13 protein-coding genes are annotated in these 15,012 nt (G+C 35.3%); 11 read left to right on the top strand and 2 right to left on the bottom strand.

Annotated features, from left to right (window positions below; translation table 11 throughout):
• Window positions 1-184: 184 nt before the first annotated feature.
• Both FN756_RS05515 and ald read left to right on the top strand, forming a co-directional pair.
• The gene (locus tag FN756_RS05515) at window positions 185-1,039 is read left to right on the top strand and encodes a glycoside hydrolase family 25 protein (RefSeq protein ID WP_142602162.1); all 855 of its coding nucleotides are present in this window, start codon (window positions 185-187) and stop codon (window positions 1,037-1,039) included.
• 230 nt (window positions 1,040-1,269) lie between these two features.
• Complete coding sequence (gene ald, locus FN756_RS05510) at window positions 1,270-2,382, top strand: alanine dehydrogenase (RefSeq protein WP_142602160.1); 1,113 nt, start codon at window positions 1,270-1,272, stop codon at window positions 2,380-2,382.
• A 103-nt stretch (window positions 2,383-2,485) separates the two neighbouring features.
• Here ald and FN756_RS05505 read toward each other — a convergent pair whose 3' ends face one another.
• Entirely contained in the window at window positions 2,486-2,656 is a 171-nt protein-coding gene (locus FN756_RS05505) for a LytTR family transcriptional regulator DNA-binding domain-containing protein (RefSeq protein ID WP_142602158.1), read from the bottom strand.
• Between the two features lie 177 nt (window positions 2,657-2,833).
• Between FN756_RS05505 and FN756_RS05500 the strand changes: the two genes are divergently transcribed.
• The 5 genes from FN756_RS05500 to FN756_RS05480 all read left to right on the top strand — a co-directional run bounded on the left by FN756_RS05500 (window position 2,834) and on the right by FN756_RS05480 (window position 7,514).
• The gene (locus FN756_RS05500; protein WP_142602157.1) at window positions 2,834-3,241 is read left to right on the top strand and encodes a hypothetical protein; all 408 of its coding nucleotides are present in this window, start codon (window positions 2,834-2,836) and stop codon (window positions 3,239-3,241) included.
• 29 nt (window positions 3,242-3,270) lie between these two features.
• On the top strand, window positions 3,271-3,819 hold the full coding sequence (locus FN756_RS05495; protein ID WP_142602155.1) for a J domain-containing protein: 549 nt from the start codon (window positions 3,271-3,273) through the stop codon (window positions 3,817-3,819).
• Between the two features lie 17 nt (window positions 3,820-3,836).
• Window positions 3,837-4,436 carry a hypothetical protein gene (locus FN756_RS05490; RefSeq protein ID WP_142602153.1) on the top strand — a complete coding sequence of 200 codons (600 nt, stop codon included), beginning with the start codon at window positions 3,837-3,839 and terminating at the stop codon, window positions 4,434-4,436.
• Window positions 4,437-4,439: 3 nt separating this feature from the next.
• On the top strand, window positions 4,440-5,285 hold the full coding sequence (locus FN756_RS05485) for a J domain-containing protein (RefSeq protein ID WP_142602151.1): 846 nt from the start codon (window positions 4,440-4,442) through the stop codon (window positions 5,283-5,285).
• A 219-nt stretch (window positions 5,286-5,504) separates the two neighbouring features.
• On the top strand, window positions 5,505-7,514 hold the full coding sequence (locus FN756_RS05480; protein ID WP_142602149.1) for a thioredoxin domain-containing protein: 2,010 nt from the start codon (window positions 5,505-5,507) through the stop codon (window positions 7,512-7,514).
• 34 nt (window positions 7,515-7,548) lie between these two features.
• Here the strand turns inward: FN756_RS05480 and FN756_RS05475 are convergent, their stop codons facing one another.
• Entirely contained in the window at window positions 7,549-8,982 is a 1,434-nt protein-coding gene (locus tag FN756_RS05475) for a sensor histidine kinase (protein WP_142602147.1), read from the bottom strand.
• 185 nt (window positions 8,983-9,167) lie between these two features.
• On the opposite strand from FN756_RS05475, the gene FN756_RS05470 reads away from it, so the two are divergent.
• The 4 genes from FN756_RS05470 to FN756_RS05455 all read left to right on the top strand — a co-directional run bounded on the left by FN756_RS05470 (window position 9,168) and on the right by FN756_RS05455 (window position 14,795).
• Entirely contained in the window at window positions 9,168-10,805 is a 1,638-nt protein-coding gene (locus FN756_RS05470) for an acyl-CoA carboxylase subunit beta (RefSeq protein WP_142602145.1), read from the top strand.
• Between the two features lie 158 nt (window positions 10,806-10,963).
• Window positions 10,964-12,235 carry a replication-associated recombination protein A gene (locus FN756_RS05465; protein ID WP_142602143.1) on the top strand — a complete coding sequence of 424 codons (1,272 nt, stop codon included), beginning with the start codon at window positions 10,964-10,966 and terminating at the stop codon, window positions 12,233-12,235.
• A gap of 127 nt (window positions 12,236-12,362) precedes the next feature.
• Complete coding sequence (locus tag FN756_RS05460) at window positions 12,363-14,042, top strand: sensor histidine kinase (RefSeq protein ID WP_142602141.1); 1,680 nt, start codon at window positions 12,363-12,365, stop codon at window positions 14,040-14,042.
• The gene (locus FN756_RS05455) at window positions 14,043-14,795 is read left to right on the top strand and encodes a LytR/AlgR family response regulator transcription factor (RefSeq protein WP_142602139.1); all 753 of its coding nucleotides are present in this window, start codon (window positions 14,043-14,045) and stop codon (window positions 14,793-14,795) included.
• Window positions 14,796-15,012 lie beyond the last annotated feature (217 nt).

The raw sequence follows: 15,012 nt of genomic DNA, 5'->3' as shown, positions 1-15,012 counted from the left end.
GCATCGGCCAGTTTCCCACATTACAACAGGATAATAACAATAAATACAACGGGAATTATTTAGTTTTGGATGTAGCTAGTTAGGGGAAGATTACATTTCCTTTAAGAAGAAAGCTAATGATATAGAAAGAAAGCGAAAAGCTTATTTCCAAGATCACTTATTGCTTCTATCTTTGCAGCTTCCTATGGCCCGTAAAAAAACTAGCACTACCACACAAAAAAAAGTAAAACGCACACAAGGAATACCCGTCCGGTTTTTTTGGTTGAAACTTATAGGTTTAACCCTTCTTATTACGCTCCCTTTTTGTTATGGTTCTGTATTTAAAAATGTAGGAGCTTTAATTGAATGGGTAAACGAAGAAATTACTTCCTATAATTATAAAACTGTAAAATCATTTGGGATAAAAATACCTACACGTTATGAAGTGCATGGTATTGATGTATCCTATTATCAAGAAAAAATTGATTGGAGTAAAGTTAAGCATATGAAATCTGGTGATATACAGATTGATTTCGCATATCTTAAAGCTACAGAGGGTTTGTTTACGGTCGATCGTACATTCAAGCGGAACTGGCATGAGTCGAAAGCTCAAAATGTAATTCGCGGTGCGTACCATTATTTTAAACCACGAAAATCGGGTAGGCAACAGGCTTTGTTTTTTCTCCAAACGGTCGACCTTAAATCAGGTGATCTGCCTCCGGTGATTGATATTGAAGAAACAGGAAGATTAAGCCCTGATGCGCTGCGTGAAAATTTGAAAGAATGGCTAGATGTAGTTGAAAAAAGGGTGGGAGAGAAACCGGTAATTTATACAGGCTATAAATTCTATATTGATTACCTCAAAGGTTATTTTGATGATTATCCATTATGGGTTGCCCACTATTACCAGCCTCAGCTTAAGATTGAAGATGCTAAGTGGAATTTTTGGCAACATTCTGATGTAGGTAAAGTTAACGGTATACGCACCAAGGTCGACTTTAATGTATTCAATGGTGATTTGGAAGATTTGAAAGATCTTTGTTTAGAATTTGAAAATTAATGTCAATTCTATATTAAGGTAAACCCATGTTGCCCTTTTTACCAAAAATACTTCATTTGACAGAACTGTTCATTTTATGTTTAGCCAATATAAATTTCCTATTAAGACCTATTTTCAGAATAACATTTTAAGTGTGTTAAGTCATTCAAAATGATAGTGTTTTGTTTTTTTTTATTTGAGTTTGACGATAAAAATTAATCAACTTTACGGCCAATAAATCTTATCAAAAAATGATCGTCGGCTTACCAAAAGAAATTAAAAACAATGAAAACCGTGTAGCTTTAACTCCTGGTGGAGTTGCTGAGTTGGTTAAACATGGTCATACCGTTTACGTGCAGGCAACTGCTGGTGAAGGTAGCGGTTTCACTGATGCTGAATATACAAGTGCCGGTGGTACTATTCTTCCTACTATTGAAGAAGTATATAACATTGCTGAAATGATTGTAAAGGTTAAAGAACCTATCGAATCAGAATACAAATTGGTTAAACCTAATCAATTGTTATTTACATATTTCCACTTTGCTTCTCACAAGCCATTAACCGAGGCAATGGTTGCTAGCAAAGCCATTTGTTTAGCATACGAAACCGTTGAGAAGAAAGATCGTTCATTACCATTGTTAGTTCCAATGAGTGAAGTAGCAGGACGTATGGCGATTCAAAAAGGTGCTAACTATTTAGAGAAACCTCTGGGTGGACGCGGAATTTTATTAGGTGGTGTTGCGGGTGTTAATCCGGCTAAAGTATTGGTTCTTGGTGGTGGTATTGTTGGTACTGAAGCGGCTAAAATGGCGGCTGGTTTAGGTGCCGATGTAACTATCATGGATATCAGCTTACCACGCTTACGTTATTTGTCAGATATTTTACCGGCTAACGTTAAAACCGTTATGTCGACTACATACAATATTCGCGAAGCAGCAAAAAACGCTGATTTAATTATCGGTGCTGTATTGATCCCAGGCGCAAAAGCTCCAGCCTTGATCACTCGTGAAATGTTGAAAGATTTAAAACCTGGCGCTGTTTTGGTTGACGTTGCTGTTGATCAAGGTGGTTGTATTGAAACTTGTAAACCAACCACTCACGAAAATCCAACATTCGTTATTGATGGCGTAATTCATTACTGTGTGGCTAACATGCCAGGTGCAGTTCCTTACACTTCAACACTTGCTTTAACGAATGCTACTTTACCTTACGTAGTGAAATTAGCTAATAAAGGTTGGGGAGATGCTTGTCGTGAAGACGAAGAATTACGTAAAGGTTTGAACGTTATTAACGGTCAAATTGTTTACAAATCAGTTGCTGATGCTTTCAACATGTCATATAGTCCTGTTGAAAATCATTTATAATTTGAAAGTTTTTAGTTTAGTTTTTCTTATATGAATGCCGGGCATAAAACCCGGCATTTTTTTATGGGATCATTTTATTCCTGATCTGATTCAGGGCTATTCACTATATTCCTAATGAGTCTTTCAATTTTAAATAACCGGATTTACTAACTGGAATCTGAATGCCTGATTTTAGTACCGCAAGATGCGTGTCTTTTTCATAGGGGTCAATTCGGGTTATTTGATTAAGATTAAGAAGGTAAAAGCGGTAAATTCTTAAAAGAAGAAAATACACCTACCTTACAATAAAATTTCATTAGAGGCAATAATTTTTATTTCGTTGTAATTCATCTATTTGAATTTAAATTAATGTAAAGGATTTGACTTTAATTAATTTGCTTCTAATTTAGAGTTTGCGGCAAAAACGACGTAGAAATATCGTTAGTTAGTTGCAACCTAAAACATATTATCTATGACAAATGACTTCTCTAAGATCATGCAAAAACGTACAGACGAAGAGCTACTTAAAATTGTAACTGACCTTCGTTTTGACTATCAATTAGAAGCTGTACAAGCTGCCGAAAATGAAATTGAAGTGAGAAATATACAACTGCCAAATATCGACCTGGAAGAAATCAGACTTACAAATCATGTTGATTCAATACTTAAAAAATCAAATGAGCGCTTGGAGCCCCACTGGAGAGCTGTTGTTTTTATTTTTCCTGCAATATTGATTTATCTATTGTTTGCCTTCAGTCTAAGCAAAGAAGGCTATAAAAGAAAATCAAAAGAAATATTACTCTGGAGTGCATATGGCATCGGTTCTTACATTACATTAGGCGTCTTAATGGAAATAATTTCCACATTTTTTAACGTCTGAGGAAAAAAACGTCTGATAATAAAAATACTATGAAAAACTACTACCAAATTTTAGGATTAAGCCCCGAAGCTACAAACGAAGAGATAAAAAAAGCATATAGATTTTATGCAACGAAGTTTCATCCGGATAAACATAATGGGGATAAGTTTTTTGAAGAACGATTTAAAGAGATTTTAGAGGCATATGAGTTTTTATCAAACTCCACTAATCGTGAAAAATATACACAGTTTAATAGATCTGAAAATCATACCGAAAATATTTATCAGAATAAAGGTACTTCAACTAGTAATAATAAGAATCAAGAGGATGCAAAGCAAGCAAGCAACACTCATCAAGCATCCAATAATTCCACACAACAAAATACTGTAGTTCATCAAAATCCAATTTCAGATTTTTTGGGGTATCCAATTTTCTTTATTATAGGTTGGGTTACAGTACATGGATTTGCATATTTTTTAGGTTATATCTGGACTAGCTCGAACACAACAATCGATTTTTTATATGCCAATTTATCTAATATGTGGCCATTGATTTTGGGAGGAAGTATTGCTATGATTTGGTATCATTTTCAGGATTAAAACAAACATCAATTATATTGAAAACACTTATAGTTTGTTGGAATTGCTTAAAAAAATTGCGAATTCCTGCTCATGGCGAAGGCAAAATAAAATGCCCTTATTGCGATTGCGGTCTTTATGTTAATGAAGGGAAAATTAAAAAATTAACTCCAAATGCAAATATGGAAGAAGTAAATAGAAGGAAAAAACAAGCACTTTATAAGTACCTGGCTGCTATTCTCGCAATAATAATTGTGGTCTTTATTATTAAAAGTTTTCCGTCCGGTAGTTTTTCTGATATTAACTTTTCTTTTTCTATAAATTCTAAAAAACCTCATGTAGAATTTAAAAATAATGCATTACATATTTATAATGTTTATTATACAGTTGGTATGACTGGAATTAATGAGGTTAATACAAATATTAGAGAAGTGAATAAAGATGTTTGGAGTAATCTTAAAGATAAAAATGGCCAATTCCCAATATATCGACATACAATAGAAAAGGATAAATATGGAAATTCTTCCGAGGTAGTTTTCCCATTTGGCCAAATTGATTTGGGAGAATTGAATAAATATAAAACTTATAAAGATTTTGAGAAAGCAGGTGGCATTTTAGCAATTATTATAAAAGAATAAAATATGAGGAATTATTACCAAACATTAAGTCTTGAATCTAATTGTACAATGGAAGAAATTAAAAAAGCTTATAAGAATCACGCCAAGGCATTTCATCCTGACAAACATAATGGCGATGACTTTTTTAGAGCCAAGTTTGTAGAAATTAAAGAAGCTTATGATGTGTTAATTGATGCTGAAGAGAGAAAAATACATGATTTATTTCATGGGTATATTTCAAATAATGAAGAGAAATGTTCTACAAATTCAGAACAATCTGATACCGCAAAATCTTCAGTTAAGCAAGCTAAAACTAATAATTCTCCTGATGTCGATAATTATATGGATTGGGCTGCAAAGAAATTAAATAATGGTGATTTATTCGGTGCTTTAGAGGAAATAGAAAAAGCCATTAAGATTGATTCAAATAATGGATGGATTTATTGGTGCAGAGGTGATTTATATAAACAATATGGAGAAATTAGAGCTGCAAAAAAAGATTTTGAAAGGGCTTTTAAATTAAATTTTTTAGAAGCTAAGGACGATTTAATTAATATAGAAAAGGTACAATCTGATGCCAAGGAATTAATAGCAAAATATTATAAAATTGCTGCTTCCTTTCCATTAGTTGGTGTTATTATTTATTACATTTTCTTTGCAATAAATAATAATAAATTTAATTCAGCCGCCATAGCAGAAGGAATTTCCGTTGTAGGCTCTATTCTTATAGCAAGAATTGCAAAAAATAAGATCCCTGAGCCGGTTATAAGAAGCTTGGGTTTTGATTGGGAAGTAAACATCATGCTATTATTAACTGTTGGGTCAGCAATGTTCGGATTCCCTTTAATATTGTATTTTATAAGCAGATAATTTTTTTCTTAGGAATTGACATAGTAAATAAATTAAGGATTGATAATATTGTTATTCCTTATTTTATTGTCCGTTTATTTAGCAAGGAGTTGCTGTATATTTTAAGAAAGTGAAAAGAGGCTGTTTAAAGTTTTGGAGACAAACTCTATTTATTAATTCCCAATCCATAGAATGAAATCTTAATCCACAATTCTTACGTTCCATCTATTACCTTTGTTCATGCACAAACACATTAACGCCCTCGCTAACGAAAGTTCGCCCTATTTACTGCAACACGCCCATAATCCTGTTAATTGGTATCCTTGGGGAGAAGAAGCGCTAACAAAAGCTAAAGCTGAAAATAAACTTATTTTGGTAAGTATCGGATATTCTGCCTGTCATTGGTGTCATGTTATGGAGCGTGAAAGCTTTGAAAGTGAAGAGGTAGCCAAATTGATGAACGAACTGTTTGTTTGCATTAAAGTTGATCGTGAAGAACGTCCTGATATTGATCAAATTTATATGAATGCGGTTCAATTGATGACAGGCAGCGGCGGTTGGCCATTGAATTGTTTCGCCTTGCCTGATCAGCGCCCTATTTACGGAGGTACTTATTTTCGCAAATCGGATTGGATGAATCTGCTTGTCAATCTGGCTGATTACTATAAAAATAAACCTGATGAAGCTGAAGAGTATGCAAAACGACTGCATGAAGGTATACGTCAGTCGGATTTAACGGTATTAAATACGCAACCTGCCAGCTATACCAAAGAAGATTTAAAAGCAATTGTAGCGCCTTGGCAGCGTCTTTGGGATTTTAATGAAGGGGGGCATAATCGTGCTCCTAAATTCCCGCTTCCTAACAATTTCTTGTTTCTTATGCGTTACGCACATCATATGAAAGATGATGCAGCCATGGTAATCACGCGGTTAACACTTGATAAAATGGCATTTGGAGGAATTTATGATCAACTGGGCGGTGGTTTTGCCCGCTATTCAGTGGATGCCAATTGGTTGGTTCCTCATTTTGAAAAGATGCTGTATGATAATTCGCAATTGGTGAGTTTATATGCCGAAGCTTTTCAATGGTGCCATTCTCCTTTGTATAAAAAAATAGTGGAGGAGACTTTGGAATATACCAAACGTGAAATGACTTCTATCGAGGGCGGTTTTTATTCGGCATTGGATGCGGACAGTGAGGGCGTAGAAGGTAAGTTTTATTGCTGGACGAAAGATGAATTAAAAGGGATTTTAGGAGAAGATGAGGAATTGTTCAGTATGTATTATAATTGCACTGAACAGGGCAATTGGGAAGAATGGAATATCCTGCATCGAAAAGTTGAAGATGAGGAGTTAGCCTTTAAGCTGGGTATTACTGAAGAAACACTCGTCGAGACCATTGAGCGTTGTAAACTGAAACTGATGAAGGTGCGAGAATACCGTATCCGACCGGGATTGGATGATAAAATTCTTACTTCCTGGAATGGAATGATGTTAAAAGCTTATGTTGATGCATATAGGGTATTTAATAATCAGGAATACCTGGATGCAGCACTTAACAATGCTGATTTCATTATTTCGAAGATTAAAACCAAGGACAATAAACTGTTTAGAAATTATAAAAACGGCAAAGCGACCATAAGTGGTTTTTTGGATGATTATGTTTTTGTGATTGAAGCTTTTATTGAACTTTATCAGGCTACGTTTGATGAAAAATGGTTAAAGGAAGCACGCGCATTGACCGAATATTGCATCGGGCATTTTTATGATAAGAAAAGTAAAATGTTCTTTTACACTTCAAATTTGGATGAGCAATTAATAACGCGCAAAACGGAAATCATGGATAATGTAATTCCTGCTTCCAATTCAACAATGGCGCGCAATCTTTTCAAATTAGGAATGCTGTTTTATGAGCAGAGCTATACTGAAATTTCCTTACAAATGCTTAATAATGTGAAGGACCTTATCAAAGGCTATGCTTCGGGTTACTCAAACTGGGCATTATTAATGCTTGATCAGGTGTTCGCTCCATATGAAGTTGCTATTACAGGAAAAGCAGCGATTGAAAAAAGGCAGGAATTGGATAATTATTACACCCCTAATAAAGTAGTGCTTGGCGGAAAAACAGGAACACTTCCGTTGTTGGAGAGTAAATTTACTTCACACACTAAAATATACGTTTGTGTTAATCGTACTTGTAAAATGCCGGTAACTGAGGTAGGTGATGCAGCGGTACAAATGAATTTATAATTTGTATACGGTAATTGATCGGATAACAATCTGATCAATTACCGGTATATTGATAATTGTGAGGTAACGTTATTGTAAATGTACTTCCAATGTTTTTCTCAGATTCTACCGTTATTTCTCCTTTAAGATTTTCAACAGCCTCTTTAGCGATATAAAGTCCGAGCCCGGAACCGTTTTTGTCGTTATTAGTCACAAAAAACATTTCGAAAATGCTGGTTTGATATTCTTTTTTTATGCCAAGTCCGTTATCGGCAATTTCTATTTTATGAGAATCACCCCAATTATAGGTTTTAATGTGAATGTGTTTTTTTTCTTTGGTTTGATCCGAATATTTAATGGCGTTTGATAATAAATTATTTAAAATAATTTTAAAGCGTACCGTGTCGGTATATATTTCGTCAACCTGAAAGTCTTTTTTAATCGTAATTTCATCAGCACCATTCAGATATTGATGTTGAGCAATGGATTCATCAATAATCTCGCTTAGCTTAACCTGTTCAATATTGATTTCTTTTCGTTTGTTTCTTGAATAATCGATAATATCGCTAATGAATTGATCTTGTTTATTAAGGCTTTGTGTCATCAGGTTTAAATAATTTCTGATCTTATCAAGATTATCCTCGAGCTTTACCACTTTAATTAATCCTTTTAATGAAGTAATGGGTGATCTTAAATCATGGGATGCACTGTACACAAACCTGTCAAGCTCCTGATTGACAATTAAAAGGTTTTTGTTGTTCTCCTCGATTTCTTGTTTTGATTGCATTAGTCGATTAATCATAATTGAATAATAAAAACCAACGCTCCCTATAATTAGTAGTATTAAAAAGATATTTGTAAAAAGAAGATACTCTTTAATTGCTCTGGTTCCTTTTCCGAGTGCATCAGAAAAATTTTGTTCCAGAATGGTTAGTTCATCGGTAATCCGATTAATTTCTCGTAAGACCAACGCTCTTTCATTTATTGTAAAGTTTTGAACTGATATTTTTTGATGAGCCTTTAGGGCAATCAGTGAGAGTTTATTAATTAAATGATCACCTTTTTCCCATTGATTTATAGCATCTGCTAAAAATGAAACCGAATGAAAGTTTTTAAATAGCCAAATCATGTCATTCAAGTCACTTTCCGCATTTCTGCCGGTTCTTAATCCACTTTTTATAGTATCTGTATTTCCATTAGAAATGAGCGCCAATCGGGCCATTCCATCTGCTTTAGGTACATTTAATTCCTCGTTAAAGCGATTCCATTGATTTTCATCCCCAGTATACATATAGGTGATTAGGTAGCGGGAGGCATCTTTTTGTCCTTTTGAATAATGAGATTCCCCATTAACATATGCTCTGGCTGCTGATAAAATTTTAATGGTAAAGTAATTGATAAAAATCAACGAGGATGAGGAGAGAATAATAATGATTAGAGGAATAAGTACATTACGTTGCTTGAATTTATCAAGAATGCTTTTTGTCATTGGTAATTAGGTTTGGTAGAAAGGAGGTAAAGTAGACGGGTTAAAGATGTGATATTTTTTATAAAATCTAATAGTTTGTTTTAGTTTTTTTAATAGGAAATAAAATATACAATAAATTAACACATTGTCTTAATGGCTTTGGTTAAAAATCATATTTTTATTGTCACCATTCAATTTTGGAATTTATGCCTGACAACTCTTTGGAATTCAATCGTAATGAAGATATAAATAAACAGTTGGTTGATACGTTTAAGCGTCGGTTAAGAGTAATATATGCCGGAGGGGGAGAAAAAGCTGCAGCAAAGCAAAAGGAGAAGGGTAAAATGTTAGCTCGTGAGCGCGTTGACTATCTTATTGATCAAGGAACTGATTTCATGGAAATTGGAGCTTTTGTGGCCGACGGCATGTATAAAGAACAAGGCGGTTGCCCATCGGCGGGTGTAATAACAGGGTTAGGTTATGTGTCAGAGCGTTTGTGCGTAATTGTTGCCAATGATGCTACTGTGAAAGCAGGAGCGTGGTTTCCTATAACAGCCAAAAAAAACCTCCGTGCACAAGAAATTGCGATGGAGAATAAAATTCCAATTATTTATTTAGTTGATAGTGCCGGCGTTTTTCTCCCCATGCAGGATGAAATATTCCCTGATAAAGAGCATTTTGGTCGCATTTTCAGAAATAACGCCATCATGTCGTCGATGGGTATTGTTCAAATTTCGGCCATCATGGGATCATGCGTAGCCGGTGGGGCATATTTGCCTATTATGAGTGACGAAGCAATGATTGTGGAAGGAACAGGCTCTGTTTTTTTGGCAGGTTCATATTTGGTTAAATCGGCTATTGGTGAAGATATTGATAATGAAACATTAGGAGGTGCCACTACTCATTGTGAAATATCAGGCGTTACCGATTATAAGTGCAAAGACGATAAAGATTGCCTTGATCGTATAAAAAATATCATGAGCAAACTGGGTGAAAGTCCCAAAGCTGGCTTTAGTCGGGAGCAATCTGCGCAACCTGCAAAAGATGAAAAAGAGATTTATGGCCTTCTCCCCGAGAACCGCGATAAACCTTATGACATGATGGAGATTATTGACCGCCTGGTTGATAATTCCGAATTTGAACCCTATAAAGATCTTTATGGACAATCCATAATTTGCGGTTTGGCTCGTATTGACGGGTGGGCGGTTGGTATTGTAGCCAATCAACGTAAAGTAGTTAAATCGAAGAAAGGTGAAATGCAATTTGGCGGAGTAATCTATTCCGATTCGGCCGATAAAGCAGCTCGTTTTATCATGAACTGCAATCAAAAGAAGATTCCTTTGGTTTTTCTGCAAGATGTAACTGGTTTTATGGTAGGATCTCGTTCAGAGCAGGGTGGTATTATCAAAGATGGCGCTAAGATGGTAAGTGCGGTGGCTAATTCAGTAGTTCCGAAATTCACCATCGTAATCGGAAATTCATACGGAGCTGGAAATTACGCCATGTGTGGTAAAGCCTATGATCCGCGTTTAATCTTTGCCTGGCCAACAGCTAAAATCGCCGTCATGGGTGGCTCGCAAGCTGCTAAAACCTTATTGCAAATTCAGGAAGCCTCACTTAAAGCCAAGGGAGAAGTAATCACGCCTGAGAAAGAAGCAGAGTTATTGAAGGAAATTACAGATCGCTACGATAGTCAGACTACTCCATACTATGCTGCCGCCCATTTGTGGGTTGACGGTATTATTGATCCATTGGAAACCCGTAAAGTAATTTCAAGAGGAATTGAAGCCGCTAACCATGCGCCCATTGAAAAGCAGTTTAGCGTTGGTGTGATTCAGGTTTAGCCTGCAATCAGACATTTCAAATGAAAGATTAACAGTCCATAGCATTTAAAATTATTTAAGCTTAATAAGAAAATTTATTAAACTAAAGAAAGGTTGTCTTGAATTGATTCGGCTAACTATTTTAGTAATTTTATCCCTTCAAATATAAAAGTAAAACAATGCAACCTTTAGCCGAACGCCTGCGCCCTAAAACCCTCGATGATTATATCAGTCAGCCGCATTTAGTAGGTGAGGGTGGAGTTTTACGCAAAATGATTCAGATGGATTCCATTCCATCTATGATCTTTTGGGGGCCTCCTGGTACAGGCAAAACTACCTTAGCATTAATTATTGCTAATTCCGCTAAACGACCATTCTATCAACTCAGCGCAATCAACTCTGGCGTTAAGGATGTTCGAGAGGTGATCGATAATGCATCAAAAAGCAGGGGGATGTTCGCGCAACGTCCTATTCTTTTTATTGATGAAATTCATCGCTTCAGTAAATCCCAACAAGATTCTCTACTCGGTGCCGTTGAGAAAGGTTTAGTTACCTTAATAGGCGCTACAACTGAAAATCCCAGTTTCGAAGTAATTCCTGCATTGCTTTCTCGTTGCCAGGTATATGTATTAAATCATTTTACAAAAGCTGATCTTGACCAATTGCTAGATCGTGCGTTGAAAACAGATGAATTTCTCTCTAGAAAACAAATCGAAATAAAAGAAACCGATGCCTTGATCCGCATTTCTGGTGGTGATGGACGTAAGCTGTTAAATACACTTGAATTGGTGGTTAATGGTTTAGGGAATGATGAAATTGTAATCACTAATGAACTGGTGGCCGGAATGGCTCAAAAAAATGGAGCTTTCTATGATAAATCGGGCGAGCAGCATTATGATATTATTTCTGCCTTTATCAAATCAATTCGAGGAAGTGACCCCAATGGTGCCGTTTATTGGTTAGCCAGAATGATTGAAGGTGGTGAAGATTTAAAATTTATTGCCCGTAGGTTATTGATATCCGCTTCTGAAGATATCGGAAATGCAAATCCAACTGCTTTAGTAATTGCCACCAATGCCTTTCAGGCAGTACAGGCTATCGGTTATCCTGAAAGCCGTATTATACTTAGCCAGTGCGCGGTGTATTTGGCTACTTCTCCTAAAAGTAACACTTCTTACATGGCCATCGGAACAGCACAACAATTAGTGAAGCAAACCGGTGATTTGCCTGTTCCCTTGCATTTGCGTAATGCGCCAACGAAATTAATGAAGGAATTGAACTACGGAAAAGATTACCAGTATGCTCATGATTACGAAAATAATTTTGTGAATCAGGAATTTCTTCCGGATGAATTATCCGAAACCAAAATTTACGATCCGGGGAAAAATGCGAAAGAAGAGCAAATAAGACAATTTCTGAAAAACCGTTGGGGAGAAAAATATGGTTATTAACTATTCTTTTCTTTTTTAAATTCTAAGTTTACCTTCACCAAATCTATTTCATTTGGTTTAGATACTGCTTCATCATTGTGCAAATGCCACAAGAGATGTGTATTTGTCTAAACAAAATTGAAAAACAATGAAACGATATATTTTAACATTCATTATTACACTTCTATTCGCTGCAACATGTTTTGCCCAAAGTAAAATCAAGGATAACTTAGGCATGCAATATCTAAAAAACGCATTTGATACTGAATTGGATCGAGAAGGTTATGAATTACTTTCTGGTAGAAAATGTGCAGGATTGATGTTTAAAAATAATGACCCGCTTGATCGGTTTAAAAGTAATTCTATTTCCGCTTCAACTAATACAATTGATTATTTCTGGGTTGATTGTGATGCGAATATAGACGTCATTGCTACGCTCATTAATTCAAAAAATGCTGAAAAGTTTCATTACCGTGTAATTAAAAATGATGAAATCATTTCAGGTGGGTGGCTGTCTGTTAATAAATTCAGAAAAACCAAAACTGGACTTGAATATGCTTATTTAGGAAATTTCAACTTCAAGAATTCAGAGTTAAGAATTCAAATTGAACAAAAGGATAATTATTATAACAAAGAGGAATTTGTCATTAATAATACACCAATCAAAAAGCCATTATATATAAATGCATTTTTACTTCGAGAGGACGTTGATGGAAAAAAATCAGAATTCATTGAAATATATAAGCAGGGGTATAATAACAAACCTGATATTAAAGAGTATGATCAAGTTAAAAGGGACGCAAGGGGTAAACTAATTGGCTTTAATTATTCAAATCGGATTCAGGTCATAAAGGCAGAAGTGTATTCATTAACTGATACTTATAACTATTTTCTGTATTTAATTCATGAGGATGGAAAAAAGTTAGATACAGTTAAGATTCAAACGGAGCGCAATGAACCACTTTATATTATTGATAAAAAATATATTCGCGAGTCTGGAAAATATACTGCTTTAGTTGTTCCTGAATTTATTGATGGGAAACGTTTTTTTGAAAAAAGTACCGCCTTCTCATTTGAGGTATTTCCTCCGGCTAACTCAAAAAGAGTCCTAAGTTTAAGTACTGGGGAGTTAATACTAATATTGATGGTCTTGACGGGTATAGGGTTAATAATTTGGTTGCTTTTCCGTCGAAATAAATTAAAGCTGGCTGTTGAAAAGCAAAACAAGGAAAAAGTTTTGCTTGAACTTAAAGCCATTCACTCTCAACTCAACCCGCATTTTATCTTTAACGCATTAAGTTCCATTCAAAACCTGGTCAATCAGAACAATCTCAGCAAAGCCAATGAATACCTGACCACTTTTTCTACTTTAACCAGACAAGTGTTGAGCAATAAGGAAGAATTGATCAGTGTTGAAGAAGAGCTGAAAATGCTTAATTCTTATTTAAAAATGGAACAGTTGCGATTTGGTTTTCAATATGAAATTAAAGCCGATCCAACATTAGATGTGATCAATATAGAAATACCGACAATGCTTTTGCAGCCTTTCGTCGAAAATGCAATTAAACATGGGATAGCCTCGAAAGGTGCGGAAGGCATGGTTGCCATTTCAATTGGTAAAGAAGCCGAAGATGTTATTCTAACAGTGAAAGATAATGGTGCCGGTTTCGATGAAAAACAAATCAATGGAACCTCTATGGGAATTAAGTTGTGTAAAGACCGAATCGAACTATTAAATAAACTGCACGCCGATGCGCCTGTTTTCTTGAATATTTCTTCCAATGTAAACGGAACGCTGGTAAAAGTAACACTTAAAGATTGGGCTTAAATGAAGGCAATTATCATTGACGACGAACTAAATAATAGGGAAAACCTTTCTTTTTTGATAAAAACGTATTGTGAGGAGGTTCAAATTGCTGCAGTATGTGAAAATGCAGACTCTGGCAAATTGGCCATTTATCAGCACAAACCCGATTTAGTATTTCTCGATATCCAAATGCCAGGAAAAAGCGGTTTGGATTTATTAAAAGAGTTGGATGGTATAGATTTCGAAATCATTTTTGTTACAGCTTTTGATCAATATGGTATTCAGGCCGTAAAATTCGCTGCTTTGGATTACCTTCTCAAGCCTATTGACATCGAGGAACTGAAAAAGGCAGTTCATCGCGCTGATCAAGTTTTAAAACAGAAGAAACGGAATACCCAGCTCGAATATTTGATCGATTTACTGAAAAATGATACCGTCAAAAGAACTAAACGCATTGCGCTTCCGCTTCAAAATGAAACGATCTACGTTGAAATCGATGAGATCATCCGTTGTGAGGGAAGTAATACTTATACCAGCTTTTTCCTTTCTTCCGGTGAGTGCATATTAGTTTGTCGAACATTAAAGGAATGTAATGAACTCCTGGCGACATATGGTTTCATCCGTTCGCATCAATCACATTTGGTAAATGGTCGTTTTATAAAAAGCTGGCTGAAGGAAGATGGAGGAACGCTGTTGTTGAAAGATGAAACAAAAATACCTGTATCTAAACCCAACCGTGAAAGGGTGAAGAATTCATTAGGGATGAAAATTTAAGATCAGAAGGTTTAGGGTTTGGGCTTGAATTGGTGGTAACCAAAATTTACGATCCGGGTAGAAATGCAAAAGTAAGAACAACTATGAGCTTTTCTGAAAAGTCGTTGAGGAGATAAGTACTTTTATTAGTGCTTATAAAAATGGTAGGTGTTTTGTGTTAGCTAAATAATTGGAAAACAATTGGATAATTTCAAAACTTACTAGTTGTTTTTGGGTT

The sequence above is a fragment of the Solitalea koreensis genome (genome assembly GCF_900182575.1).
Classification (GTDB): domain Bacteria; phylum Bacteroidota; class Bacteroidia; order Sphingobacteriales; family Sphingobacteriaceae; genus Solitalea; species Solitalea koreensis.
The sequence above is the reverse complement of the archived record's forward strand: the minus strand, read 5'-3'. Positions and strand labels throughout refer to the sequence as shown.